At 67.0% G+C, this 25,520-nt stretch carries 27 protein-coding genes and 1 pseudogene; 17 read left to right on the top strand and 11 right to left on the bottom strand.

Annotated elements, in window-relative coordinates:
- Window positions 1–16: 16 nt before the first annotated feature.
- The 3 genes from BOS5A_RS02840 to BOS5A_RS02830 are packed head-to-tail and all read right to left on the bottom strand — an operon-like array spanning window position 17 to window position 1,399.
- Complete coding sequence (locus BOS5A_RS02840) at window positions 17–481, bottom strand: RidA family protein (RefSeq protein ID WP_151953707.1); 465 nt, start codon at window positions 479–481, stop codon at window positions 17–19.
- 31 nt (window positions 482–512) lie between these two features.
- The gene (locus BOS5A_RS02835) at window positions 513–1,139 is read right to left on the bottom strand and encodes an HAD family hydrolase (RefSeq protein WP_151953706.1); all 627 of its coding nucleotides are present in this window, start codon (window positions 1,137–1,139) and stop codon (window positions 513–515) included.
- Complete coding sequence (locus BOS5A_RS02830; protein WP_151953705.1) at window positions 1,136–1,399, bottom strand: DUF3572 domain-containing protein; 264 nt, start codon at window positions 1,397–1,399, stop codon at window positions 1,136–1,138. The genes BOS5A_RS02835 and BOS5A_RS02830 overlap by 4 nt, the downstream gene beginning before the upstream one ends.
- Before the next feature lie 49 nt (window positions 1,400–1,448).
- Here BOS5A_RS02830 and BOS5A_RS02825 point away from each other — a divergent pair, with 49 nt between their 5' ends.
- Entirely contained in the window at window positions 1,449–1,820 is a 372-nt protein-coding gene (locus tag BOS5A_RS02825) for a response regulator (RefSeq protein WP_151953704.1), read from the top strand.
- A gap of 240 nt (window positions 1,821–2,060) precedes the next feature.
- Here the strand turns inward: BOS5A_RS02825 and rpmG are convergent, their stop codons facing one another.
- Window positions 2,061–2,228 (bottom strand): 50S ribosomal protein L33, encoded by a 168-nt coding sequence (gene rpmG, locus BOS5A_RS02820; RefSeq protein WP_151953703.1) that lies wholly within the window; start codon window positions 2,226–2,228, stop codon window positions 2,061–2,063.
- A 200-nt stretch (window positions 2,229–2,428) separates the two neighbouring features.
- On the opposite strand from rpmG, the gene BOS5A_RS02815 reads away from it, so the two are divergent.
- The 4 genes from BOS5A_RS02815 to BOS5A_RS02800 all read left to right on the top strand — a co-directional run bounded on the left by BOS5A_RS02815 (window position 2,429) and on the right by BOS5A_RS02800 (window position 5,516).
- Window positions 2,429–2,749 (top strand): hypothetical protein, encoded by a 321-nt coding sequence (locus BOS5A_RS02815; protein WP_151953702.1) that lies wholly within the window; start codon window positions 2,429–2,431, stop codon window positions 2,747–2,749.
- Between the two features lie 22 nt (window positions 2,750–2,771).
- Window positions 2,772–3,338 carry a TMEM165/GDT1 family protein gene (locus BOS5A_RS02810; RefSeq protein ID WP_151953701.1) on the top strand — a complete coding sequence of 189 codons (567 nt, stop codon included), beginning with the start codon at window positions 2,772–2,774 and terminating at the stop codon, window positions 3,336–3,338.
- Between the two features lie 95 nt (window positions 3,339–3,433).
- On the top strand, window positions 3,434–3,931 hold the full coding sequence (locus BOS5A_RS02805; RefSeq protein WP_151953700.1) for a Dps family protein: 498 nt from the start codon (window positions 3,434–3,436) through the stop codon (window positions 3,929–3,931).
- Window positions 3,932–3,941: 10 nt separating this feature from the next.
- Complete coding sequence (locus tag BOS5A_RS02800; protein WP_151953699.1) at window positions 3,942–5,516, top strand: cisplatin damage response ATP-dependent DNA ligase; 1,575 nt, start codon at window positions 3,942–3,944, stop codon at window positions 5,514–5,516.
- A gap of 12 nt (window positions 5,517–5,528) precedes the next feature.
- Here the strand turns inward: BOS5A_RS02800 and BOS5A_RS02795 are convergent, their stop codons facing one another.
- Window positions 5,529–6,677 (bottom strand): acyltransferase family protein, encoded by a 1,149-nt coding sequence (locus BOS5A_RS02795; RefSeq protein WP_151953698.1) that lies wholly within the window; start codon window positions 6,675–6,677, stop codon window positions 5,529–5,531.
- 176 nt (window positions 6,678–6,853) lie between these two features.
- Window positions 6,854–8,008 (bottom strand): acyltransferase family protein, encoded by a 1,155-nt coding sequence (locus BOS5A_RS02790; protein WP_199857179.1) that lies wholly within the window; start codon window positions 8,006–8,008, stop codon window positions 6,854–6,856.
- Between the two features lie 73 nt (window positions 8,009–8,081).
- Between BOS5A_RS02790 and BOS5A_RS02785 the strand changes: the two genes are divergently transcribed.
- The 4 genes from BOS5A_RS02785 to BOS5A_RS02770 are packed head-to-tail and all read left to right on the top strand — an operon-like array spanning window position 8,082 to window position 11,727.
- A complete protein-coding gene (locus BOS5A_RS02785) occupies window positions 8,082–9,197 on the top strand; it encodes a DUF3089 domain-containing protein (RefSeq protein ID WP_151953696.1) in 1,116 nt (371 codons plus the stop codon).
- Between the two features lie 30 nt (window positions 9,198–9,227).
- Window positions 9,228–10,352 (top strand): flavodoxin-dependent (E)-4-hydroxy-3-methylbut-2-enyl-diphosphate synthase, encoded by a 1,125-nt coding sequence (gene ispG, locus BOS5A_RS02780; protein WP_151953695.1) that lies wholly within the window; start codon window positions 9,228–9,230, stop codon window positions 10,350–10,352.
- A complete protein-coding gene (locus BOS5A_RS02775; protein WP_151953694.1) occupies window positions 10,349–11,248 on the top strand; it encodes a DMT family transporter in 900 nt (299 codons plus the stop codon). The genes ispG and BOS5A_RS02775 overlap by 4 nt, the downstream gene beginning before the upstream one ends.
- On the top strand, window positions 11,245–11,727 hold the full coding sequence (locus tag BOS5A_RS02770; RefSeq protein ID WP_151953693.1) for a GNAT family N-acetyltransferase: 483 nt from the start codon (window positions 11,245–11,247) through the stop codon (window positions 11,725–11,727). Before BOS5A_RS02775 ends, BOS5A_RS02770 begins: the two co-directional genes overlap by 4 nt.
- Before the next feature lie 236 nt (window positions 11,728–11,963).
- Here the strand turns inward: BOS5A_RS02770 and BOS5A_RS02765 are convergent, their stop codons facing one another.
- The gene (locus BOS5A_RS02765) at window positions 11,964–13,883 is read right to left on the bottom strand and encodes a M61 family metallopeptidase (RefSeq protein WP_151953692.1); all 1,920 of its coding nucleotides are present in this window, start codon (window positions 13,881–13,883) and stop codon (window positions 11,964–11,966) included.
- Window positions 13,884–13,974: 91 nt separating this feature from the next.
- Window positions 13,975–14,616 (bottom strand): DUF1345 domain-containing protein, encoded by a 642-nt coding sequence (locus BOS5A_RS02760; protein ID WP_151953691.1) that lies wholly within the window; start codon window positions 14,614–14,616, stop codon window positions 13,975–13,977.
- A 50-nt stretch (window positions 14,617–14,666) separates the two neighbouring features.
- Here BOS5A_RS02760 and hisS point away from each other — a divergent pair, with 50 nt between their 5' ends.
- From hisS to BOS5A_RS02730, 6 genes are all read left to right on the top strand, one after another.
- Window positions 14,667–15,920, top strand: coding sequence for a histidine--tRNA ligase (gene hisS / locus BOS5A_RS02755; protein ID WP_151953690.1), 1,254 nt, complete (start codon window positions 14,667–14,669; stop codon window positions 15,918–15,920).
- Window positions 15,917–16,993: a peptide chain release factor 1 gene (gene prfA / locus BOS5A_RS02750; protein WP_151953689.1), complete on the top strand. Its 1,077-nt coding sequence runs from the start codon at window positions 15,917–15,919 to the stop codon at window positions 16,991–16,993. Before hisS ends, prfA begins: the two co-directional genes overlap by 4 nt.
- Before the next feature lie 90 nt (window positions 16,994–17,083).
- Window positions 17,084–17,908 (top strand): peptide chain release factor N(5)-glutamine methyltransferase, encoded by an 825-nt coding sequence (gene prmC, locus BOS5A_RS02745; protein ID WP_234419171.1) that lies wholly within the window; start codon window positions 17,084–17,086, stop codon window positions 17,906–17,908.
- 332 nt (window positions 17,909–18,240) lie between these two features.
- On the top strand, window positions 18,241–19,023 hold the full coding sequence (locus tag BOS5A_RS02740; RefSeq protein ID WP_234419241.1) for a DUF4167 domain-containing protein: 783 nt from the start codon (window positions 18,241–18,243) through the stop codon (window positions 19,021–19,023).
- Between the two features lie 137 nt (window positions 19,024–19,160).
- Complete coding sequence (locus tag BOS5A_RS02735) at window positions 19,161–19,589, top strand: CBS domain-containing protein (protein ID WP_151953686.1); 429 nt, start codon at window positions 19,161–19,163, stop codon at window positions 19,587–19,589.
- 48 nt (window positions 19,590–19,637) lie between these two features.
- Entirely contained in the window at window positions 19,638–20,552 is a 915-nt protein-coding gene (locus BOS5A_RS02730; RefSeq protein ID WP_234419170.1) for a hypothetical protein, read from the top strand.
- Here BOS5A_RS02730 and BOS5A_RS02725 read toward each other — a convergent pair.
- Both BOS5A_RS02725 and hrpB read right to left on the bottom strand, forming a co-directional pair.
- On the bottom strand, window positions 20,539–22,032 hold the full coding sequence (locus BOS5A_RS02725; protein ID WP_151953684.1) for a lipopolysaccharide biosynthesis protein: 1,494 nt from the start codon (window positions 22,030–22,032) through the stop codon (window positions 20,539–20,541). The two genes, BOS5A_RS02730 and BOS5A_RS02725, sit on opposite strands and share 14 nt — an antisense overlap.
- A 185-nt stretch (window positions 22,033–22,217) precedes the next feature.
- Window positions 22,218–23,684 (bottom strand): annotated as a pseudogene (hrpB, locus tag BOS5A_RS02720) (ATP-dependent helicase HrpB); the annotation flags it as partial.
- A 111-nt stretch (window positions 23,685–23,795) separates the two neighbouring features.
- On the opposite strand from hrpB, the gene BOS5A_RS02715 reads away from it, so the two are divergent.
- Window positions 23,796–24,116 (top strand): hypothetical protein, encoded by a 321-nt coding sequence (locus tag BOS5A_RS02715; protein WP_151953683.1) that lies wholly within the window; start codon window positions 23,796–23,798, stop codon window positions 24,114–24,116.
- Window positions 24,117–24,120: 4 nt separating this feature from the next.
- On the opposite strand, the gene BOS5A_RS02710 is transcribed toward BOS5A_RS02715, so the two are convergent.
- Window positions 24,121–25,131 carry a polyprenyl synthetase family protein gene (locus BOS5A_RS02710; protein ID WP_151953682.1) on the bottom strand — a complete coding sequence of 337 codons (1,011 nt, stop codon included), beginning with the start codon at window positions 25,129–25,131 and terminating at the stop codon, window positions 24,121–24,123.
- 103 nt (window positions 25,132–25,234) lie between these two features.
- Between BOS5A_RS02710 and BOS5A_RS02705 the strand changes: the two genes are divergently transcribed.
- Window positions 25,235–25,513, top strand: a complete 279-nt coding sequence (locus BOS5A_RS02705; RefSeq protein WP_151953681.1) for a chorismate mutase — start codon at window positions 25,235–25,237, stop codon at window positions 25,511–25,513.
- The last annotated feature ends 7 nt before the right edge of the window (window positions 25,514–25,520 follow it).

Here is a 25,520-nt window from a genome sequence, read left to right as displayed (position 1 = left end):
AGCGCGCTGCTCCGCCTCAAGCCAGTTCGATGATCGCGTCGATCTCGACCGCAGCGCCGAGCGGCAGGACGGGCACGCCGACCGCCGAGCGGGCGTGCTTGCCGGCATCGCCGAACAGCGCGACCATCAGTTCCGACGCGCCGTTCGCAACCTTGGGCTGGTCGGTGAAATCGCCGTGGCTGTTCACGAAGACGCCGAGCTTCACGATCCGCTTCACCCGCGCCAGATCGCCGCCGAGATGCTTCTTCACCTGCGCGACGATCATCAGCGCACACGCCTTCGCCGCGTCCTGACCCTCCTCAAGGCTCACGCCATCGCCCAGCCGGCCAGTCATCAGCTGGCCGTCCTTGAAGGGCAGCTGCCCGGACAGGTGGAGCAGCCCGCCCGCCTCGACGACGGGAACATAGGCGGCGACGGGCGCTGCGGCCTCGGGAAGGGTGAGGCCGAGCTCTTCGAGCCTGCGATCGATATGCGTGGTCATGGAAATCCTCTCGCGATTGTCGGGGATCGGGTCAAGCGTCGGCGGGTCGGCCGGCGGCGAAGCGCGCGGCGATCCAATCCTGTGCCTCGCGCCAGTCGTCGATCCGGGCGTGGGCGGCGGGCGCGGGCGGCATCGTCGCGGCGAGGGTGGGCTCGGAAATCATGTGGAGCCGGTGAACCTGCGGCGCGCGGCGCGCGACCGAATCATGGTGGACCGCAAGATCGTCGACGAAGACCGTGACGGGGTCGCCATGCTCGGCGACAAGCCTCGCGACCGGATCGCCCTTGCCGCCCTGGTTGCATTCGACGCGGTGCTCGATGCCAAACGCGGCGAGCTGCTCCAGACGCGGCTGGCGGCATTCGTCCTCGAGATTGGTGAGAATGACGATATCGGCGGCTTGCGCCAGCGCGGCGAGCGCTTCGCGGGCATGCGGGACGAGGGTCTGGCGGTGCATCTCGTCGGGGAAGAAGCCTTTCAGATACCCCCACATCTCTTCGCGGCTGGGTGCAGGCTTGCCGTCGCGGCGCTTCATCGCGGTGACGAAATCGCCGCCGGCAATGTCGAAATCGATGTCATGCGTCTCGTCCAGCCAGGTGCCGAAATGGCGGACCATGTGGAGAAGGACTTCGTCGCAGTCGCAGATCAGCAGCGGCTTCATAACGTTTCCAGCGTGGCGCGCGCCCGCACGAGGGCGGCAGGCGCCGTATCCAGCGAATCGGCGCAGGCGACGAGATCGGGTTCATGCGCCTCGAGAAAACCGAGCGTGGCCGCGAGCACCGTGGGATCGCCCGCGCGGGCGCGCAGATCGTCGGGGGTCAGTCCGGTCAGCGACAGCAGGCGATCCGCGCGGCTCGCATCGCCGAGTGTCCATATCAGCGCCTGCAACGCCAGCGCCTCTTCCTTATTTGTATCGCGCACGCGCTTCGCCTACCTGTCATCCATCCGAACCGAAGGTGTGATCCCGCGCGTGGCAAAAAGGGTGCTCGTTGTCGAGGACAACGAACTCAATCTGAAGCTGTTCTGCGACCTGCTGCGCGCGCACGAGCATAGCGTGGAGCCGGTGCGCGACGGCCGCGAGGCGGTTGAGCGCACCCGCGCGTTCCAGCCCGACCTGATCGTCATGGACATCCAGATGCCCCACGTGACTGGCCATGAGCTCATCGTCGAGCTGAAGGCCGACGAGGCGCTGCGCGCGATCCCGGTGATGGCGGTCACCGCCTATTCCGGGCGCGAGGACGAGGAACGGATTCGCGCAGCGGGGGCGGAGGCGTATGTGTCGAAGCCGATCAGTCTTGCCCGCTTCATGGACGCGGTAAACGCGCTGCTCGAAGGCGATTAGCGTCCGCCAATCGCAGGTGCGCGAGGCGTAGCGCGGCCGACACGCGGGCGTGCCCGACCTGATAGACGCCGTGGCCTTGCCGCAAACACGAAAAAGCCGCGGGCATATCTGCCTGCGGCGTTCCCCATGTGTTCAGGGTATCGTCGCGGCAAAGCCGCGCCGTCGGTCGTCGGTATGCACCGACGCCGGCCGTGTTGGCGTCGAGACGCGGATCAGCGCGGCTGATCCGCTACGCCAGCATTACTTGATCTTGGCTTCCTTGAACTCGACATGCTTGCGCACGACGGGATCATACTTCTGGAAGCTCAGCTTCTCGGTCTTGGTGCGCGGGTTCTTCTTCGTCACGTAGAAGAAGCCGGTATCGGCCGTGCTGACGAGCTTGATCTTGACGGTGGTCGGCTTTGCCATGACCCGAAATCCTGATTCTGAAAAATGCAAAAGAGCGGCACAGCGAACGCGGCACCGCCCATCAAGGGGCGGCGCATGACAAGGCGGCGGCGCAAAGTCAAGGCGGGTCGGCACGTCGGAGACTGCGCACGGCGCGCTTAATCCCCCCTTTACCCTTTCGGGCGCAGCATGATGCCAGCACGCGAAAGGGGAAATTTCGCATGGAGGATAGGACGCCGATCGCCGCGGTTCAGGCGGAGTTGTTGAGCCGGATCGCCGCGATCGATGCGGTCGCGACGTGGAGCCGCGCCGGCGACATCGCCGGCCAGGTCGATGCCATCCGCGCGATCGCGATGCGCAACGGGATGCAACCCGCGGTCACCATCGCACATATGATCGAATCGGTTCTGGCGCGCGGTGAGCACGGCGCGCTGGTGCGCGGCTGGCTGGCGGTGCTGGCCGATGCGGTGGGATGCGAACGGCATGATGCCGCCGCGTCCGACGCGTTCGCCGCTGCATGCTCGGTTCGCCTCGCGCACTGATTGAAAGCGATAGGAAGCGGCCATGGACGCGCTGATGGCCGCCTTCGTGCTTGGCGCGCTGTGCCAGGCGGGCGACCGTACGCCGTGGCTTGCCGCGATCCTCGCCGATCGATTCGCACGGCGGGGGATCGTCGTTGTGGCGCTGCTCGTCGCCTTCGCGCTCAACTATGCGCTCGGCACGCTCGGCGGCCTTTACGTTGCGCCGATGATCTCGCCCGAAGCAAAGCTGGTGTTTCTCGGCCTCGCGCTCGTCTTTGCGGCGGTGGAGACGCCGCTACGCGCGCGTTCGCCCGATCGGTTGGAGGGATGGCGGATCGGCGCTGTCGCGACGAGCGTCCTCGGCCTCGTCATCATCGCCTTTGCCGACCGCATGCAGTTCGTGACCGCTGCGCTCGCCGCGCGCAGCCCGCTGCCGTGGCTGGCCGCGGTCGGCGCGACGGCGGGAGCGCTCGCGGTCGCCATCCCGGCGGCGATCATGGGCGAGCGCCGCTGGCTGTCGCTGCCTCAGCGCGCGATCCGCTTCGGCACGTGCGGGATACTGTTGGTTGCGGGAATCCTGTGTGCGCTGAACGGGTTGCGGTTGATCTAGCGCGTCGTTCGCTCTGATCGAGTTTTGCGGGGGATAAAAACGCGGTTCGGTCCGTTATCGCAACGATCCATTAATTCCAGCGACGGAGCAGACCGATGGCCGACGCCAACGCCAATCTCAAGACCCCGACCGACCTCAACCGCAACGCGACCAAGTCTGTGGCAGAGGCGCTCAATTCGTCGCTGGCGGATTGCTTTGCCCTCTATCTGAAGACGAAGAACTTCCATTGGCATGTTTCCGGCCCGCATTTCCGCGATTATCACCTGCTGCTCGACGATCAGTCCGCGCAGATTCTGGGCGTGACCGACGCGATTGCCGAACGCGTGCGCAAGACCGGCAACACGACGCTGCGATCGATCGGCGACATTGCGCGGCACCAGACCATCGCGGACAACGACAAGCCCTTCGTCGATCCTGCCGCGATGCTGGCCGAACTGCGCGACGATAATCTCAAGCTCGTCGAAAGCTTCCGCGTGGTGAAGGATGCCGCTGACGAAGCGAAGGACAACGCGACGAGCGGCATCGTCGATGAATGGACCGATCAGGCCGAGGAACGCGCCTGGTTTCTCTTCGAGGCCAGCCGCAAGGCTTAGTTAGGGCCTGATGCGCGCCTTTGCCCAGCTCCTCGATTCGCTGATCTACACGCGGTCGCGCAACGCCAAGCTGAAGCTCATCGGCGATTATCTGCGCGCGACACCCGATCCCGATCGCGGCTGGGCGCTGGCGGCGCTGACAGGTGAACTCGATCTGCCGGGGGTAAAGCCCGCGCAGATCCGCGCGCTGATCGAGGAACGGGTCGATCCCGTGCTGTTCCGACTGAGCCGCGACTATGTCGGCGACACCGCCGAGACGGTCGCGTTGCTCTGGCCCGATCCGGTAACTCCGCCGGTCGATGAGCCGTTGGGGGTCGCGGCGGTCGTCGATCGGCTGGCGCATCTGTCGCGTTCGGATGCCCCGGCGGTGCTGGCGGCGATGCTTGATCGGATGACGCCGGAGGAACGCTACGCCCTGTTGAAAATGGCGACGGGGGGCATGCGGATCGGCATATCCGCACGCCTCGCGAAGCAGGCGCTGGCCGATGCGTTCGGGATCGATGTCGAGGCGGTCGAGGAAGTCTGGCACGGCATCGACGCGCCTTACGCCGCGCTGTTCGACTGGGCGGAAGGGCGCGGGGACCAGCCGACCGCGGCGGACGTGCCGGTGTTCCGCCCGTTCATGCTCGCGCATCCGCTGGAGGATGTGCGCGTCGACCTCGCCGATTATGCCGCGGAATGGAAATGGGACGGCATCCGCGTCCAGATCGTCCATGTGAAGGGCGAAACGCGGCTCTACAGCCGCACGGGTGACGACGTGACGGGCAGCTTTCCCGATGTAGCGGCGGCCTTTGCCGAACCCGGAGTGGTCGATGGCGAGTTGCTGGTGAAGGGCGAGGCGCAGGGTGGAGAGGCGGCGAGCTTCAACGCGCTCCAGCAGCGATTGGGGCGCAAGGTCGTCTCGGCGAAGATGCTGGTGGACTATCCCGCGTTCGTGCGGCTTTACGACATATTGTTCGACGAAGAGGAAGATCTGCGCGCGCTGCCGTGGAGCGAGCGCCGGGTGCGGCTGGAGGCGTTCGTGCCGCGGCTCGATCCGCAACGCTTCGATCTGAGCCAGGTGATCGAGGCGGAGGACTTTACCGCGCTGGAAGCGATCCGCAGCGGTGCGCGCGATGCCGCGATCGAGGGGATGATGCTCAAGCGCCGCGACTCGCCCTATGTCGCGGGGCGGCGCACCGGATTGTGGTACAAGTGGAAGCGCGACCCGCTGACCGCCGATTGCGTGATGATGTATGCGCAGCGCGGCAATGGGCGGCGGTCGTCCTGGTACAGCGACTATACGTTCGGCTGCTGGAGCGAAGAGGGCGAGCTGCTGCCGGTCGGCAAGGCCTATTCGGGGATCACCGACGAGGAGCTGAAGATGCTCGACGGCTTCGTGCGGCGGAATACCGTTGGCCGCTTCGGGCCGGTGCGCGAGGTCGAGAAGACGCTGGTGCTGGAGATCGCGTTCGATTCGATCCACGAATCGCGGCGGCACAAATCCGGCGTCGCGATGCGCTTCCCCCGCATCGCGCGGATCAGGACCGACAAGCCGGCAGCCGAGGCGGACCGGGTGGAGACGCTGAAACGGATGATCGCTTGAACGCCTCGGGCCTCACGCAAATGCCATATCGCCGCGCGGATGGACGCGGGGGCGCAGGCCGATGAGCGGCCGCAGCCACCCGACCGAGCGGCCGACGAGGTAGAAGGCCCAGCATCCGGTGACGGTCGCCGCCACCAGGATCGCGAAGTCGGCGGCGAGCGGCAGCCCGGCGCCGCGCAGCCAATAGGCGACAACGACGATGACGGTCTGGTGGATGATATAGAAGGGGAACACCGCCTCGGTCAGCGTGCGGCGCCAGGGGTGGTCGCGGTTGAGGAACGCCTCAGCAAGACCGATAAGTGCAGCGATCGTCATCCAACCCTGCACGCCCTTGCCGAGACTGAAGACGCGACCCCAGGGATAAGGCGCACCGCCCGGCCAGGCGATCTCGACCCCGGCGACGACCGCATAGGCGGCGAGGCCGAGCGCGGCGGTGACCGGCCAGAAACGACGAAAGCGATCGATCGCGCTCTCGCTGCCGGCAAGCCAGAAGCCGAAGAGGAACATCGGCAGATAGCTGGCATGCGCGACGCCATCGTCGATCAGCGCGTGGGTTTCGCTCTGGCCGGCAAAGGCCCAGCCGCTGATGAAGAGCAGCCAGGCGGTGGGGACGAGGAACAGCAGCGGCCCGGCGAAGAGCCAGTCGCCAGCCCGCTGGAACAAATGCCCTACCCGTCCCGCGATCGCCGCGAGGATCGTCAGCCCGATGGTGTAGAGCCAAAGATAGCCCACGAACCACAGGTGGTTCCAGGTGGGCACGACGATTCGGCCGATCGTCTCGAACGAGAAATAGTCACGCGCCCAGAAATGGAGATAGCCGCGCGCATAGCCATATTTCGACGCGAGCTCCGCCCAGACCTGTGGCGGGACGATCACCGCGACGCCGAAGGCCAGCGGGACGAGCAGACGGAAGCTGCGGTTGCGCGCGAAGGCGGCGAGCCCGTCGCTGCGGATCATCAGCGCGCGGCTGGCATAGCCCGAGACCACGAACAGCAGCATCAGCCGCCAGGCGTTCGTCGCCAGCATGGGGACGACGACCCAATCGGCGGCGGCAAGCTTCACATGATAGTCCCACGGCACGAAGACCATGCCGATATGGTAGAAGATCAGCAGCCCGAACGCGCCGATCCGGAGCCAGTCGAGGCCGTAGTGACGATCCATGCGCGGGCTTTCGGTGAGCGGGGGCCGGATTGCCAGTGGAAAAGGGTAACAGAGTGTCGCCTGATCTCGCCCTCACCCTTCCCACCGCCTCCGGCGGCGGGCCCCTTCCCTCTCCCGGCGGGAGAGGGAGGGAGGCGCGGCACGCGCCGGAAGGGTGAGGGCGATACGGCGCAGATTTAAGCAGTGGCTATCTTGACCGCCGGCGCACGCTTGGGAGCCGACAGTCCGATCCACGGACGCAGCCACGGGATGCGGCGGCCGATGAGGTAGACGCCGAGCGACAACCCCGTCGTGCCACCCAACAGCAGCGCGAACTCCACCGGCATCGGCAGGTCCAGCGGCAGCGTCGTCCAGGCGAGCCACATCAGGATCAGGTGGTGGGCGACATAGATCGGGAACACCGCCTCCGCGAGCGTCGCGCGCCAGGGGTGATCGTGATTCCAGAAGCGTGTCGCGATATGGACGAGCAGCAGGATCATCACCCATGCCATCGCGAGCCGTGCGGCACGATCGAGCGCCATCAGCGCGTGGCCGGGGACGTGCTGGCCCTGATAGGCAAGCTCAATCCACACAGCGAAGATGCCGGTGACCAATGCAATGACCGCGGCCGGTTTCCAGAAGCGGTGGACGGCGGGCATCAGCACGTCCGAGCCACCAAGCACGAATCCGAAGAGGAACAGCGGCGCGAACTCGGCATGCGCGGTCCAGTCGGTGGTCAGGCCCTGCTGCTCGGGCACTTCGAACATCAGCGCGAGCTTCAGGGTGACGAGGATCGCGATCGGCACCCAGAGCAGGCGGATGCCATGTGCGAGCCAGTCACCGGCGCGCTGGAGGCGCGGAATGCCGAGCGCGGCGACCAGACCGACAAGCGCGACGGTGTAGGCCCAGAGATAGACGACGAACCACATATGCTCCCAGCTCGGGAAGCCGAGTCCGTGGATCGGGGTGACGCTCCAGTAGTCGTGGCTCCAGTAGCGCCAGAGGGAGCCGTCATAGCCGCGCAACCTTTCGCGGATCCACAATTCGGGAGGCAGCAGCACGACGAGCGCGAAGCCGACCGGGAGGAGCAGGCGAAGCGACCTATTGCGCAGGAACGCGAGGAGATCGCCCCGCATCATCAGCCGGCGCGAGGCGTAGCCCGATACCGCGAACAGCAGCGCAAGCCGCCACGGGGTCAGCGCCGCCATCGGCACGATGAGCGCGGGATAGGTGACGCGCGACTTCACCACCCAGTCCCAGGGCGCGAAGACCATGCCGACATGGTAGAGGATCAATAGCGCGAAGGCGCCGATCCTCAGCCAGTCGAGTCCGTAATGGCGGCCGATCGTCACGGAAATATTCGCCCTCAATGCGTTGCTCGTATAGGCTTTGCCGGTCACCAATTCGTTGACGGGAGCAAGCGGGATGCGCGGGACGCTGATCCGGAACGGGACGCTGGCGGCGGTCGCGCTGGCGGGGGCGAGTGCGGCGAGCGCGCAAATTCTCCAGGCGCTGAAGATCTCGCGCAACAACCAGCCACCGCCCTTCGCCTTCGGGACCAAGCCCCCGCCCGCCCCGGTCGACTATGCGCGGGCGTCGTCCTGGGCGGCGCTGCCGACGACGCGGGACGAGGCAGACGTGTCGCCGCTCGGCGTGCGCCCGGGCGACCAGACCCGCGCGCCGGCGGAGGTGTTCTTCATCTATCCGACCGTGCTGATGAGCCGGACGCAGTGGAACGCCGATCCGCGCGATGCGGCGCTGAATGCCAAGATCGATGCGACCACGATCCGCGGGCAGGCGAGCGCGTTCAACGATTGCTGCGCGGTCTATGCGCCGCGCTATCGCCAGATGACGCTCGGCGGCTATATCCGCTGGAGCGACGGCAGCGCGCGCGCGACCGAGCTCGCGTACGGCGACGTCGCCCGCGCCTTTCGGCAGTTTCTCGCCTGGAACAAGGGGCGACCGTTCATCATCGCGGGGCACAGCCAGGGGTCGCGGCTGGGGCGATTGTTGATCGAGCGCGAGATTGCGGGCAAGCCGATCGCCCGCCGCATGGTCGCGGCCTATCTGATCGGGCACTGGATCGAGGCGGACTGGTTCCGCAGGCTCGGCGGCATCACCCCCTGCCAGCGCGGGGACGATACCGGCTGCGTCGTTACCTTCTCGACCTTTGCGCAGGGCCGCGACGGGGCAGCGCAGCGGCGGTTCGTCGCGGAGCAGAGCCATTATGCGCCGGAGGCGATCCGCCGTCCCTATGTCGGCATCAACCCCTTCACGTGGACGACGAGCGGGGCCGTGTCGCCGAAATCGGCCGATCTCGGATCGTGGATTCACGGACCCGGCGCAGAGCCTGCGGTTGCCGATGTCGGGCTGGTGACCGGGCGGATGAAGGACGGCGCGCTCTACATCTCGCCGCCGGGCAAGCGCTACGCAGCGCTGATGATCCCGTTCGGAAACTTCCATAACGTCGATTACAGCATCGCCTATATGAACCTGCGCGAGAATGCCGCGCGGCGGGTGGCGGCGTTTCGCGGGCGATAGTATAGGCCGTCCGAAGCACAAGGAATCCCCATGTCCGTCCGTCCCTGGCGCGATATCGTGCGCCGCAAGAGCCGCCAGATCATGGTCGGCAACGTCCCCGTCGGCGGCGACGCGCCGGTGACGGTGCAGACGATGACCAATACCCCGACCTCGGACGCGAAGGCGACGATCGACCAGATCCGTCGCTGCGAGGAGGCGGGGGTCGATATCATCCGCGTCTCGTGCCCCGATGTGGAATCGACCGTGGCACTGAAAGAGATCGTCCGCGCCGCCAGTGTGCCGATCGTCGCGGACATTCATTTTCACTACAAGCGCGCGCTTGAGGCGGCGGATGCGGGCGCGGCGTGCCTGCGCATCAATCCGGGCAATATCGGGTCGGCAAGCCGAGTGAACGAGGTGGTGAACGCGGCCAAGGCGAATGGCTGCGCGATCCGGATCGGGGTGAATGCCGGGAGCCTCGAGCGCGACCTGCTGGAGAAATACGGCGAGCCCTGCCCCGATGCTCTGGTCGAAAGCGCGCTCGATCATATCAAGCTGCTCCAGGACCGCGATTTCCACGAATTCAAGGTCGCGGTAAAGGCGAGCGACCTGTTTCTGGCGGTCGCGGCGTATCAGCAGCTGGCGGAGGTCGTCGATTGTCCGCTGCATCTGGGGATCACCGAGGCGGGCGGGTTTGTCGGCGGGACAGTGAAGTCTTCGATCGGGATCGGCTCGCTGCTCTGGTACGGGATCGGCGACACGATCCGTGTGAGCCTGTCGGCCGAGCCGGAAGACGAAGTTCGGGTCGGGTTCGAAATCCTGAAAGCGCTCGGCATCCGCAATCGCGGCGTGCGGGTGGTGTCGTGCCCGAGTTGCGCGCGGCAGGGCTTCGACGTGATCCGCACCGTGCAGGCGCTCGAGGAGCGGCTCCAGCATATCCGCACGCCGATGTCGCTGTCGGTGCTGGGCTGCGTCGTCAACGGTCCGGGCGAAGCGCGCGAGACGGATATCGGCATCACCGGCGGCGGCAACGGCAAGCACATGGTCTATCTGTCGGGCGTCACCGATCATCACGTCCAGGACGCCGACATGATCTCGCATATCGTGAAGCTGGTGGAAGCGAAGGCGGCCGAGATCGAGGCGGAGGCAGCGGAGACGGCGCAGGCCGCCGAGTGAGCGCGAGAACCGTATCGCCCGCGCTCGCTTTCGCGGTGGCGGCGCTGGGGATCGGGCTGTTCTCGATCATGGACGCGTTCATGAAGTCGCTGACGCTTGCGATCGGCGTCTACAACGCGCTGTTCTGGCGGTCGCTGGTGTCGGTCGGGTTCGGCGCGATCGCGTGGAAAGCGGGCAAGAGCGGGCGACCGACGCGCAAGGCGCTGCGGCTGCATGCGATGCGCGGTGGCGTCACCACGATCATGGCGTTGCTGTTCTTCTGGGGGCTGGCGCGGGTGCCGATGGCGCAGGCGATCACGCTCTCCTACATCGCGCCCATCCTTGCGCTGTTACTGGCGGCGGTCGTGCTCGGCGAGCGGGTCGGCAGGCGCGTTGTCGTCGCGTCGGTCGCGGCCTTTGCGGGGGTGTTGATCGTGATGCTGGGTCAGAGCCGCGCAGCGCTTGGGCCGCAGGCATTCGAAGGGGCATGCGCGATCCTGGTGTCGGCGGTGCTTTATGCGGTGAATCTCGTCATTGCGCGGGTGCAGGCGCAGGCGGCGCGGCCCGGGGAGATCGCCTTCTTCCAGTCGATGATCGTCGTCGCGCTGCTCGGACTGGCAGCGCCGTGGCTGGCGGCATTTCCTCCGGTCGGGGAGTGGCCGAAGCTGGTGATCGGCGCGGGCCTGGCCACCGCATCGCTCTTCGCACTCGGCTGGGCCTATGCCCACGGCGATACGGGGTATCTGGCGACGACCGAATATACGTCATTCGTCTATGCCGCTGTGCTGGGCTGGGCGGTGTTCGGGGAGCGGGTGTCGGTGTGGACGCTGGGCGGGGCGGCAGTCATCGTCGCGGCGTGCCTGTATGCGGCGCGGCGTCGCGATATCGCGCAGGCTGCGCTAGAGGCGGCGGCATGAGCACCAAGATCCGTTTCGCCGAACGCGGCGACGTCACGACCATCCTGCGCTTCGTGCGTGAACTTGCGGAGTATGAACGCGCCGCCGACAAGGTCGTCGCGACCGAGGCATTGCTGGCCGATGCGCTGTTCTCCGCGCCACCTGCGGCGGAAGCGCTGATCGCCGAGGTGGACGGCGCGCCGGTCGGCATGGCGCTGTTCTTCCATAACTTTTCCACCTGGACCGGTTGGCGCGGTCTGTATCTCGAGGATTTGTACGTCACCCCGGCGGCACGCGGGGCCGGGGTCGGCAAGGCGCTGTTGAAGCGGCTGGCACGGATCGCGACGGATCGCGGCTGCGCCCGGTTCGAATGGTCGGTGCTGACGTGGAATACGCCCGCGATCGACTTCTACCGCTCGCTCGGCGCGGAGACGCTGGAGGAGTGGCGGATCAACCGGGTGACCGGCGAGGCGCTGGAGTGGTTGGCAGACGGGGGTTGAGCGTTTGTAGAAGAGGGGAAGAGCCGGTTCGGGGAAGGCGCTAAGAAGAGCAGGAAGATGGTTTCACGCGGAGGCGCGGAGGCGCGGAGTGGGACTTCTGGTATAGCTCCGCGGCAGCAACGATTTAGCCTTGAGCCGCCCAGGGGCGGCTCGACTCTTCTAAACTCCCGCGTCTCCGCGTGAACAGTGTCTTCTTAGCGCCTTAGCGACTTCCCGAACCGGTTCCTTCGACCCCCTCAGCGCGGCGCGAGCAGGCGGTCGAGACCCGTTTCGCCGGTGCCGACCTTCTGGAGATGCGGGTAGCGCAGGCCGTTATGGTAATCGATCGCGACCTGGCGATAGCGATCACCGTTCTTCACGGTCAGGCGGATCGGCTCCTTCGACGTCTTCGCCGCGTTGATCGCAGCCTTCATCCGGTCGTCGGAATAGGCGGTGTCGCCGATCGACACGATCGTCGTGCCGACATCGAGCCCCGCCTTGAACGCCGGCGAATCCCAGGTGACCGAGCTGATTTCCGCGTCCTTGCCGACGACGAAGCCGCCCGAATAGGTGAAATCGGCGATCTTGCGGGTCTTCTCGCCCTGCTTGAAGACGTTGGTCGGCTGGTCGGTGTAGACGAGCTTGTAGCCGTTGCGCGCAAAGCCATCGATCGGCGCGCCGGCGGCATGCTCGGTCAGGCGCTTCACGAGATAGGCCTTCCAGTCATAGGGCTGGATGCCGTTCAGCGTGCTCGCCACATCGTCCAGCGTGTAGGTCAGCTCGCCCCAGTCGCCGTCGCGCACGCCGAAGAACGCCTTGGCGAAATCGTCGATCGACTTCCTGCCGCCCGACATCTGGCGAAGCATCGAATCGACGTCCATCCAGACCAGAAGCCCCTCGTTGTAATAGTCTTCGCTACGCTGCCAGCTCGTCCAACCCTTCGGCGCGCGGCGCGAGATGATCGGATCGTTGGTGGTGTCGACGAGGTCGCGCCACTGACGCGCGGGCTGCGAATCGTAGAGCGCCATGATGCCCGCATATTGATCGAGCGTGTCCTGCTTGCTGACGAGGCCCGAGCGCGCCTGGAGGACATAGCCCCAGAATTGCGTCTGGCCCTCATAGACCCACAGCAGCGAGTTGCGCATCGGTGTGCGGAAATCCGGGGTCCAGAGGTCCGCGCCGCGGCGGAACTTGCCGTCCCAGCTATGCGTGTATTCGTGCGGCAGCAGGTTGCGCGCGCCGATCTGCTGGTCCCATTCAGTGAAATATCCGGGGCGCACGCCGTCTTCGGAGGAACGGTGATGCTCCAGCCCGATGCCGCCGATCTGGTCGCTGATGCCGAGCAGGAAGGTGTAGTTGTCGTAATGCTGCGCGCCGAAGGTCTTCACCGCCTGATCGACGAGCCGCTTGTGCGCGTCGATCTGCGCCGGCGTCGCCGCGAGCTGATCGGGGGTGTCCGCATAGACGTCGAGATTGACGCGGGGGCTGAGCGGCCAGCGCTTGAAATAGCGGCCCGCGATGATCGGCGAATCGACGAGAATCTCGTAGTTCGTCTTGTCATAGGTGTAAGTCGCGCCCGCGACCTTGGCCGGAACCGCGCCCGATGCGGTCCAGCCGGCGGGATATTTCACCGTCATCTGGATCGGAATCTGGCGGGTGAAATAGCCGGCCGGATAGAGGCTGACCGAATTGGGCTGGAGCCGGAGGATAGACGGACCCATCACGATCGAGCCCTGATTGGCTTGCGTCGCCGAGATGAACTGGAAGGTCGTGTCGAGCCGCCGGGCGCCCTCCGGCACATCGATGTGGAAGGCGAAGACGTCGACCGGATCACGGGTCCACGGCAGCGTCTTCCCGTTCGCCTTGATGACGAGGCCGGCAAGCTTTTCGACCTGGCCCGTGGGCGAATGGTTGCCCGGCAGCCATTTCGGGAAGAGCAGCACCATATGGCCCGCCTTCGCGACGGGGATCGTCTCGGTCACGCGGAAGATGCCGCGCTCGGTATCGGTCGCGTCGACATCGAGCTGGATCGTGCCCGGATAGGGCGTGTCGACGGCGGAGGGGATGGTATCGACGATCGGGACTGGCTGCGGCGCGGTGTTGCCTTGGGGAACCTGCGCCAGGGCGGCGGCGGCGGTCGAGGCGAGTAAGGTGGCGGCAAGCAGACGTGCGATCACGGGGATTCTTTCGGCTGGAGACGACGAAGCGGGGGACTTACGCGCCGAAAAGGTCAGCCGTCCAGCCCCTCCGGTGTAATAATGTCTCCGGTCAGTTCCCGCTGCTGCCCAGCACGTTGATCGTGAAGGCGAGGACGCCGAGGTTGAAGACGAAGGCGGCAAGGCACTGGCCGATCGCGATCTTGCGCAGCCGCCGCGACGAGATTCCCACGTCGCTGGTCTGGAACGTCATGCCCAGCGTGAAGCTGAAATAGACGAAATCCCAGTAATCGGGCTCCTTGCAATCGGGAAAATCGAGCCCGCGCAGGTCCTTCCCCGCCTCTCCGTCCGAATAATAGAGGTGCGCATAGTGCAGCGCGTAGATCGTGTTCGAAAACAGCCAGGCGAGCGCGAGCGTCGCGACGACGAGGATGATCGCGAGCATATCGTTCTTGCCCTGAAGCTCCTTCGCCACCGATACGAGGATGACGAGCATCGTCAGCCCGGTGATGCCGAGCAGCCCGGCGCGATTGGCGTCGTTCCGTTCGGAGGCGGCGCGCATCTGCTCCGCCCCGCCGCGGCCGAACAGCGGCCAGAGCGATACGAGGAAGATCGCCGCCGCCACGTCGAACGCGATCATCGTGCCGCGCCCGAGGCCCTGGGCGGGGATGGCGACGAAGAGCCCGACCACGAAGATCAGGAGGAAGGCGACGAAGCGCGGCGGGGCGATCCGCTTGCCGAGATGGAGCTGCATTGCGCGGACGCTAGCGTAACCCACGGACCTCGCCTAGATACCCGGCCGCAATGGCCCGGATCGAAACACCAAAACGCGTGCGCGGCACGCAGGACATCTTCCGCGAGGAGCAGCGCCGCTTCGCGCATGTCCTCCAGACCTTCGAGCGGGTGCGCGCGCTCTACTGCTTCGAGCGCATCGACATTCCGGTGTTCGAGGACACGCAGGTCTTCGCACGCTCGATCGGCGAGACGACCGATGTGGTGTCGAAGGAGATGTACACCTTCCCCGATCGCGGCGGCGACCTCATCACGCTGCGCCCGGAATTCACCGCGGGGATCGCACGGGCGTATCTGACCGAGGGGTGGCAGCAATATGCGCCGCTGAAGCTCGCGACCTCGGGTCCGGTGTTCCGCTACGAGCGGCCGCAAAAGGGACGGTATCGCCAGTTTCACCAGATCGATGCGGAGGTGATCGGCGCGCTGGAGCCGGCGGCGGATGTGGAGTTGCTGTGCCTGGCGGACCAGTTGCTGCGGGAACTCGGCATCGCGGACGGGGTGACGCTTCAGCTCAATACGCTGGGCGATGCCGAAACGCGTGATGCGTGGCGGGACGCGCTGGTGGCGCATTTCGAGGCGCATCGCGGGGAGCTGAGCGAGGACAGCCTCGTGCGGCTGGAGAAGAATCCGCTGCGCATCCTCGATTCGAAGGACCCGCGGGATCGGCCGGTGGCGGATGCGGCGCCGGGGATCGACGACTTCATGTCGGCGAAAGCCGGTGCGTTCTTCGACAGCGTGACGAAGGGGCTGGATGCCGCGGGCGTGGCGTGGACGCGCAACGCGCGGCTGGTGCGCGGGCTGGATTATTACCGACATACGGCGTTCGAGTTCGTGACCGACCGGCTGGGTGCGCAGGGCACGGTGCTCGCGGGCGGGCGCTATGACGGGTTGATCGAAAGCCTCGGCGGGCCGGCGACGGCAGGGGTCGGCTGGGCGGCGGGGGTCGAGCGATTGGCGATGTTGATTGAAGAGCCGGAAGCGCCAAAGCCTCAAGTTGTAGTTGTGGCGGAAGATGATCGGTATGAAACAGTTGTCTTAGCGGGTGTAGCTGCCTTGCGGCGTGCAGGTTGGATGGCTGAAGCCGTCACAACGGGAAGCTCAAAAAAGCGCTATGACAAGGCGCTTAAACATCGACCTGACCAGATCATCTCGTTGTCGTTTCGTGAGGGGGTGACGGGTATCGGCCATCGAGGTTTTGGAGCTACGAAACCGGAAATCGATAGGGTCAGGCAAATCCTTGAGCCAGCGCTCGGTGCTGCCGAATGACAACCATCTCCCCCGAACGGATCGCGCAGATCGAGGCGCGGTTGCATGAATTGTCGGCGCTGATGGCGACGGGCGATCTCGCCGGCGATCGCTTCGTTGCGGTGTCGAAGGAATATGCCGAGTTGGAGCCGGTCGCGGAAGCCGCGGCGGCGGTGCGGCGGTTGCGGCAGGAGGCGGAGAGCCTCGCCTATATGACGCAGGAGAGCGATGCCGAGTTGCGCGTGATGGCCGAGGAGGAGCTGCGCGACAACAAGGCGGCGCTGGAAGCGGCGGACCGTCGCCTCGCACTCGCGCTCTTGCCGCGCGACGCCGCCGACGAGCGCGCGGCGATGCTCGAGATTCGCGCCGGCACCGGCGGCGACGAGGCGGCGCTCTTCGCGGGCGATCTGTTCCGCATGTACCAGCGCTACGCCGAGAAGCAGGGGTGGCGGGTCGAGCTGATCTCTGCATCTTCGTCCGAATCCGGCGGCTTCAAGGAGGCGATCGCCTCGGTCGAGGGCAAGGGCGTGTTCGCGCGGCTGAAGTTCGAAAGCGGGGTCCACCGCGTGCAGCGCGTGCCCGTCACCGAGAGCGGGGGGCGCATCCATACGTCGGCGGCGACGGTGGCGGTGCTGCCCGAGGCGGAAGAGGTCGACGTCCAGATCGACGAGGCGCGCGATCTCAGGATCGACGTGTACCGGTCGTCGGGGCCGGGCGGACAATCGGTGAACACCACCGATTCGGCGGTGCGGATCACGCATCTGCCGACCGGGCTGGTCGTGATCCAGCAGGACGAGAAGTCGCAGCACAAGAACAAGGCGAAGGCGCTGAAGGTGCTCCGGACACGGCTGTACGAGGCGGAGCGCGAGCGGCTGGCAAGCGAGCGATCGGGGACTCGCAAGGCGATGGTCGGGTCGGGGGATCGATCGGAGCGGATACGGACCTATAATTTCCCGCAAGGCCGGGTGACCGATCACCGGATCAACCTGACGCTGCACCGTCTGCCGGAAATCCTGGAGGGCGAGATGGACGAGCTGGTCGGCGCGCTGATCGCCGAGGACGAGGCGGAGCGGCTGGCGACGCTGGATGCGTAGGCCGGCCTGCCGCGTGCCGCGGCAGAACACGGCCAAGCACGGCCGACGGCGCTGGAGGCGCCGTTCGACGGCGCGGCTTTGCCGCGCCGCGTGCCTCACGTGACCGTCAGGGCCGCCCTCACCGTCGCAGCCGCAAGGTTCGGCTTTTCAGCAACCCCGCGGCTCGATGCCGAACTGCTGATGGCGCATGCGCTGGGGGTTACCCGCGAGGCGCTGCTGCTCACGCACCTCGACGATGCGGTGCCGCCCGGCTTCGCCGCGCTCGTCGAACGCCGTGCCGCACACGAGCCCGTCGCCTATCTCACCGGCGCCCGCGGCTTCTGGACGATCGACCTCGCGGTCGGTCCCGGCGTGCTCGTGCCGCGCGCCGACAGCGAGGCGCTGATCGAGGCGGCGGTCGCGCATTTCGGGGCGCGGGCGCCGGCGAGCGTGATTGATCTCGGCACCGGTCCCGGCACGCTCCTGCTCGCCGCGCTCGATCAGTGGCCCGAATCGGCAGGGCTGGGCGTCGAACGGTCAGCTGCCGCACTCGATTACGCCCGCATCAACGCCGCGCGCGTTGCACCGGGGCGGGCGCGGCTGGTGCAGGGCGACTGGGCGGCGGCGATCGACGCGCGGTTCGATCTCGTTCTCGCCAATCCGCCCTACATCGCGACTGACGAGGCGCTGCCCGACGAGGTGGCGCACCACGAACCGGGGGAGGCGCTGTTCGCTGGGGCCGACGGCCTGGACGATTACCGCGCGCTCGCGCCGCAGCTTGCCCGGCTGGTCGCGGCCGGTGGTGTGGCGATCGTCGAGATCGGCTGGACGCAGGCGGATGCGGTCGCCGCGGTCTTGCTGGCCCACGGATTTGCGACGCGGGCAGTGCGCGATTATGGCGATCGCCCCCGCGCCATCGTTGCCACACCGGCTTGAAAATCGGCACGGCCCGCCCATATTTCATTTGTAGCCGGGTCCAAGTGCCGCTATTCGACGCTCACGGGGCTCCACACATTTCATCGAATTGGTTGAGATGTGGGCACTTACCCGCTTCCTTCGTCATGAAGTCGCTGCAGTCCGGCGACCGTGGCAGGCTTGGCCTGAGCGTTTGAGCACAGGTTAGGCCGGGGTTGCACCGAGTATTCCGGGAGCAGGACCGGTTTTGGTTTGAGGACGAGGACAATCGCTTGATCAATAATCGTCAGAACGGCCGCCGTCGCGGTCGCGGTGGTGGTGGCCAGCGCCAGGGTGGCGGCGGCAATCCGAACATGGGTAACCGCATCGACAACCGTGCGCGCGGCAATGCCGCCCAGCTGCTCGAGAAATACAAGACGCTGGCGCGCGACGCGCAGATGCAGGGCGACCGCGTCAACACCGAATATTACCTCCAGTTTGCGGACCACTATTTCCGCGTGCTGGCCGAACAGCGCGGCCGCGCCGAAGAACAGAACCCGCGCCGTGGGCGGGAGGATTCGTTCGACGGCGACTTCGACGATTACGGCGACGAGGGCGATCTGGTTCGCGCCGACGAACAGAATGGCCGTGATGGCTACCGCGAAGAGCGCGGAGGTCGAGATGGTCAGGATCGCGATGGCCAGGAGCGAGGCGGGCAGAGCCGCGACGACCGCAGCCCGCGCGAGGCCCGCAGCAACCGTCAACCGCGCGACGATCGGGGCAATCGCGACGATTTCCAGCGCGACGGGGCTCAGCGCGACGATCGTCCGCAACGCCGCGTCAGCCGGGATCAGGCGCGCGAGAACCAGGGCACGGACGACCGCGATCAGGATCGCAGCCGCGACGGCGAGCGTCCGCTCGCGGTGACTCCCGCGAACGATTACGAGGGCGTCGAGGCCGCAGAGCCGCGCCGCCGCGGCCGTCCTCGCAAGGTGCAGGCCGAGGGGGCCGAGCCCGCCCCGACCTTCGATGCGGCGATCCTCCCGCCATCGCTCGGCATCACGCCATCGGGCGACAGCGGGGACGAAGGCGAAGTGGCCGAGAAGCCGCGCCGTCGCCGCCGCGCCGCCGGCGACGAGGTTTCGCAAGCCAGCTGAGTCCGTCGCATCTGCAACCCCGAAATGGCCGGTATCGCACAGCGCGGTGCCGGCCTTTTCTATGCGGCGCCCTCGCTCGCGCCTTTTCTCCGCACCGCAAAAGTGAGACAGTCTCCGCCGGCGAAAGGAGAAAACAGATGACCATCGCGGCGATCCTGAAAACCAAGGGCGGAGAGGTCGTCTCCGTCTCCCCCGGCCAGAGCGTCGCTGAGGCGATTGCGCTGCTTGCCGAGCGACGGGTCGGCGCGGTGCCGGTCATGGAAGGCGGGCAGGTCGCGGGCGTCTTTTCGGAGCGCGACGTGATCCATTGCCTGAAGGACGGCGACACCGCGACGCTCCAGAAAACGGTGCGCGACGTGATGACCGCGCCAGCGCTCACCGTCGCGCCCGGCGATTCGGTGCTCGGCGCGCTGTCGCTGATGACGAAGCGGCGAATCCGTCACCTGCCCGTGATCGACGGGGGCGAGGTCATCGGCATCGTGTCGATCGGCGATCTGGTGAAATACCGGATCGATCGGATCGAGGCCGAGGCGGAGGCGATGCGGACCTATATCCAGACGGCCTGATGGCGACGAAGCCTTAACGCACGCGCGCGTAAGACGCGATCGATGCCGATGCTGCTCGATCACCTGAACTGGCGCGTGAAGACCCGCTGGCATGCGCGCGTCGTGCGCGGCGTCATCGATACCCCGCCGATGATTCCGCGCGACGATGGCGTAATCCTGTTCTCGATGATCGGCACGCAGGTGGTGCTTCCCTATCTGGTCGCGGTGAAGTCGTTTGCGGTAGCGCTCGGGCGAGGGCGCGTGGTCATCGTCGATGACGGGACGCTGACAGATGCCGACCGCGCCCTCCTCGCGCATCATCTTGGGCAGCCACGGATCATCCCGATCGCCAGCGTCGATACCGGCCCTTGCCCGCGCGGCGGGACTTGGGAGCGGCTGCTCACCATCCTCGACCTGCGGCGCGACGACTATGTGATCCAGCTCGATTCGGACACGGTGACTTTTGGAGACGTGCCGGAAGTGGCCGCCGCGATCGACGCCGGGCGGTCGTTCATGCTGCGCGGCGAGGAATCCGCCACGCTTATGCCGATGTCGGATTTCCCCGCAACGCTGGCGCCAGAGGTCGGCCCGCGCGTCCATATCCAGCACGCGATCGAGATGCGGATGGATGCGATCGCGTTACCGGGCGTTGCGAGGCCGCTCTACGCGCGCGGATGTTCGGGGTTTGCCGGATTCGCTCCCTCGCGCGGCGGGCGTGCGCTTGCCGAAGCCTTTTCGCTTCAGGCGCAAGCGATGCTGGGGCCGCGCTGGGCCGAGTGGGGAACGGAGCAGGTGACCTCGAACGTCGTCATCGCCAATAGCGGCGATCCGCTGCTGCTGCCGTATGGTCGCTATCTCAATTTCTGGGGGGAGGCACTTCCGGCGGATCGGCGCTTCGTCCATTTCGTCGGGACGTGCCGGTTCGACGGGCGCGTCTATCTCGACGCCACGAACAACGCGATCCGGGCGCTCAGCGCCGCCTGAGCAGGGCCAGCATCTCGCGCACCGAATCGCGCGCGAAGATCAGCAGCCACGTGCCATAGACCGCCGCACCGCACGCAACCAGAAGCGCGAGGCGCACGCCGTCCGCCTCGATGGCAGACATCCGGTCGACGACGGTGAGGACCAGCCCCATTGCCGACGCTGCGGCCACGGGCGGCGCGACCGCCGCGATCAGCGCGCGCGCGCTCACCCCGATGACCGGCAACGCGCGCCGCGCCGAGATCGCGAGAAGCAGCGGAAACACGCCAAGCCAGCACGCTGCGAGCGCGATTACGCCAAAGGGGATCGCGATGAGCACAGCGACCGGCGCGATGAGCGCCGCGGTCAGCCCGTTGCGCGCCGCGATTCCCGGGCGCCCGAGCGCATCGGTCGCCGGCCCCAGCAGGACCTGAACGGTATAGAAGGGCATCGACAGCGCGAGCACCGCCGCAATCGGCGCCGCCGCCACCCATTTGCTGCCAAGGATCGTTGCGACCAGCGGCTCGGCCGTCGCCGCCAACCCGAGGTAGAAGGGCATGGCGATCACCATGACGACCCGCACCAGCTTCAGGAATGCGGCGGCTACGGCATCGGGATCGTCCTGCATGCGCGCATAGGCTGCAAAGGCGACTTCGTTCAGGGGGGGCACGATTTTCGACACGACGATCTGCACGAGGAACAGGCTCGTCGTGTAAAGCCCCAGAATCGCGGGGTCGAGCACGCGTCCGCCGACGAACACGTCCGCCTGGCTCCAGATGAAGGCGAAGAACTGCCCGGCGGCCAGCAACCCGCCATAGCGCGCGAACTCGCCGCTGCCGCGAAAGGCGAAGCTCGGACGCGGCAGGCCGCCGGCGGCGATCGTCAAGCCGATCCCGCGGACCCAGAACAGGACGATCGGCGCCGCGACGAGCGTCCATACGCCCAGGCCCATCAGCGCGCCGCCAAGCGCGTTCGATGCCGCGAGCAAGGACGCTGCAACGTTGACTTGCGCCTGCCGCCGAAACTCGAGCGTTCGGGCGAGCAGCGCCTGCGGCAGCGCGATCAACGGCGTCGCGCCATAGAGCAGCGCCTGGACGCGCAGGATCGTCGTGATCTCCGGCTGGCGATAATAGGCGGCAACGATCGGCGCGGCGGCGATCTGGACGACCGCAAGCAGCGCGTTGGTCGCGATCAACATCCCGAACACCTGGCGGAGCGCGTGCGGGGTGACCGTCGGTTGGCGGACGACAGCATTGGCGAGCCCCATGCCGTTGAGCATGCTCGCCAGCATCAACACGACCTGGGTCATCGCAAAGAGCCCGTAATCGGCGGGCGCCAGAATACGGATCACGAGGAAGGTCGCTGTCCACTGCACGATCTGCGCGACGATCTGGCTTCCCGAGCGCCACAAGACCGCGCGCCGGATCTGAGCTCGCAGCGGCGTGATGCTCGAATCACGGCTGGCGGCCGCTGTGCCGGGCTGCGATTCGGCGGGAACGTCCATCGGCTCGTCCTAGATGCACCGGCCTGCCAACGAGTTAAGACCCGCGGAAATCCGTTCTTTTTCTTCATCTCTGCAACAAAATTGCAAAAAGTGTTTGACGGTGTTGGGGTGTGGTGGGTAGAGGGCTGTTCACCGGCGGCGGTGTCTCGGAAGGGATGGCGTTTCGGTCAGCGAGCCTTGCTCCCCTCCCTTCCAGGGAGGGGAGCAAGGCTGACCCACCGTTCCGCCAGCCCGCGTGCGGCGGTCGCCTTCGCCGAGCGATCCCCCCGCCAGCGCCGCAGCCGCGTCTCCAGATCGATATCGTTGCCGCCAAGCCCGCGCTCGCCGAGCAGCACCGCGATCTCCGCCGCGAGGCGCTTGTCGGACGCGAGCAGGAGCATGTGCGCAAGCCGTGGCGACATCGGCAACGCGGCGATGGCGCGGCCGTGCGGGGTGGGGCGGCCATCCGGATCGATCGCCGCCAGCGCCTCCAGTCGCGACCGCGCTTCCGCAATGGCGGCGGCGGGCGGGGGATCGATCCAGCGCAGCTCCCGCGCGTCGGCAACGCCCCAGATGCCGATCGCGAGCACAAGGGAGGACAGGTCCGCCTCCAGGATTTCCGGCGGGTCGAAGCGCGGCAGCCCCGCGGTCGCCTCCGCCTCCCACAGCCGATAGGCAGTGCCCGGCCCTTGCCGTGCGGCGCGCCCTGCCCGCTGCGTCACCGCCGCCTGGCTCGCGCGTTCGGTGACGAGCCGCGTCATCCCCGCCGCCCGGTCGTAGCGCGGGCGGCGCGCAAGGCCGGAGTCGACGACGATACGGATACCGTCGAGCGTAAGGCTCGTCTCTGCGATCGACGTCGCGAGCACGACCTTGCGGCGGCCATCCTTCGTCGGCGCGATTGCGGCGCGCTGCTCCGCCGGGTCGAGCGTGCCGTGAAGCCGGTGCAGCGCGATATCGAGGCGCGCCATGTCCTCGCTCAGCCGTTCCGCCGTCCGCTCGATCTCGCCGACACCGGGCAGGAAGGCGAGCACTCCCCCCTCCTCCTCGCGCAACGCCCGCCGGATCGCGCCTGCAACCTCGTCCTCGATCCGCGCCTCGGCCCGGCGGCCGATATGCCGAACGGTGAGCGGATGGCTGCGCCCTTCGCTCTCGATCACCGGGGCTGCGTGCATCACGTCGGCGAAGCGCGCGCCGTCGAGCGTTGCCGACATCGCGACGATCCGCAGGTCCGGGCGAAACCCTGCCTGCGCATCGAGCGCGAGGGCGAGGCCGAAATCGCCGTCTAGGCTGCGCTCGTGCACTTCGTCGAAGAGGACTGCGGATACCCCGGCAAGCTCCGGATCGGCCTCGATACGCGCGACGAAAATGCCTTCGGTGACCACGATCACGCGCGTGGCGGCCGACCGCTTGCTGTCGAGCCGCGTCGCATAGCCGAAGGTTTTGCCGACCGGCTCACCGGCGAGCGCAGCCATCCGCTCCGCCGCCGCGCGCGCCGCTATCCGCCGCGGGCTGAGCAGCAGGATTTCGCCCGAACACCACCCCTCGCCAAGCAATGCCGGCGCGACCGCGGTCGTCTTGCCAGCTCCCGGCGGCGCGACCAGCACGGCGCGCGTCCCCTCGCGGAGCACCCGAAGCAGCTCGGGCAATACGGCAAGGATTGGCAGGTCGCTCATCGCCCCCGCGATGCCACACCGACCCCGCGCTGCGCCAGCCGTGCTTTACGGCGCGGACTCCGCTCGCGCTGACGTGCTATGCGGGACGTCCGGGATTGCAGGAGATACGCGATGGGTATGCTCGACGGACTGCTGGGCCAGGTGACCGGCAATGTGGATATCGCCAACCTCGCCGAAAAAGTGGGCCTGTCGCCCGATCAGGTCGAACAGGCGGTTACCGCGCTGGGTCAGGCACACGCGGCGCCGGGCGATACGGTCGACACGGCCGCGCAATCGACCGGGCTTCCAACCGATGCGCTGCAGCAGATCGTCGGCCATATCGGTGGCGAAGGTGCGCTCGGACGCTTTGCGGGCTTGCTGGGGGAACAGGGCGGCGAAGGCGGCCTGGGCGGGATCATGGGCGGACTGTCGGGAATGTTCGGGAAGTCCTGAGTCCTCAATAGGCGCGCGCGACCGCGAACTCGACCGCCTCGATCATCGCGTCCTTCGCGGCGCCGGCCGGGAACCGCCCGATCGCGTCGATCGCGCGCTGGCCGTAGTGACGCGCGCGGGCGAGCGTATCGTCGACCGCGCGGGTCGAGCGGACAAGGTCGATCGCGTGCGCAAAATCGGCGTCGCTGTCGCGCCGTCCCTCGACCGCGTCCTTCCAGAACTTGCGGTCGGCATCGTCGCCGCGCGCATAGGCCAGGATGACCGGCAGCGTCATCTTGCCCTCGCGGAAATCGTCGCCCGCATCCTTGCCCATCGTGCCAGCGTCCGACACGTAATCGATCGCGTCGTCGACGAGCTGGAACGCGATGCCGAGGTTGCGGCCATAGGCGTCGAGCGCCGCCTCGTCGTCTTCCGATCGCTCCGCGACGACGGCCGCGATCCGGCACGCGGCGGCGAACAGGGCGGCGGTCTTCGCACCAATGATATCGAGATAGCGGTCTTCGCCCAGATCGACGCGGCGCGCGGCGGTCAGCTGGTTGACCTCGCCCTCCGCGATCACCGCGCTGGCGTTGGACAGGATTTTCAGCACCTTGAGGCTGCCGTCCTCGACCATCAGCTCGAAGCTGCGGCTGAACAGGAAGTCGCCGACCAGCACGCTCGCGGGATTGCCCCAGATGATGTTCGCGGTGCGCTTGCCGCGGCGAAGGTCGCTGCCGTCGACGACATCGTCGTGGAGCAGAGTCGCGGTGTGAATGAATTCCACCGCCGCCGCCAGCCGGTGGTGGCGCGTGCCGGTATAGCCGATCAGCCGCGCGGAACTGAGCGTCAGCATCGGCCGCATCCGCTTGCCACCACCCGCGATCAGATGCCCGGCAAGCTCCGGGATCAGCGGAATCTGCGACTGCATGCGATCGAGGATCACTGCGTTGACGCAGTTCATGTCCCCGGTCACCAGCTGGACCATCGGGTCGAGGGAAGGCGCCCGGCCGGCGAGGCGATGGATCGTCGCGGTCATCGCGGTCAGGCTGTGGCGGCAAGCGCGCCCGAACGCAAGGCCGGGGGTTGCCCCTCGCGGCGCGCACGGACAAAAGGCGGCGAACCGCAATTGGGGGCGCGCCATGGCCGACGATGTGTTGAAGGGCTATCGCCAGTCGATCGACAATATCGACATGGCGCTGGTCTGCCTGCTCGCCGAGCGCTTCAAGGTGACGCAGGCGGTCGGCCGCTACAAAGCGGAGACGGGGCTTCCGCCGGCCGATCCGGGGCGCGAGGAGCAGCAGATCGCGCGGTTGCGGCGGCTGGCGGGCGAGGCCGATCTCGACCCGGAGTTTTCCGAGAAGTTTCTGCGCTTCATCATCGACGAGGTGATCCGCCATCATGAGCGGCTGCGCGGATAGCGGCGAT

The sequence above is a fragment of the Sphingomonas sp. EC-HK361 genome (genome assembly GCF_902498785.1).
Classification (GTDB): Bacteria; Pseudomonadota; Alphaproteobacteria; order Sphingomonadales; family Sphingomonadaceae; genus Sphingomonas.
Note: the sequence above shows the minus strand (reverse complement) of the source record. Positions and strands in the feature narration are given on the sequence as shown.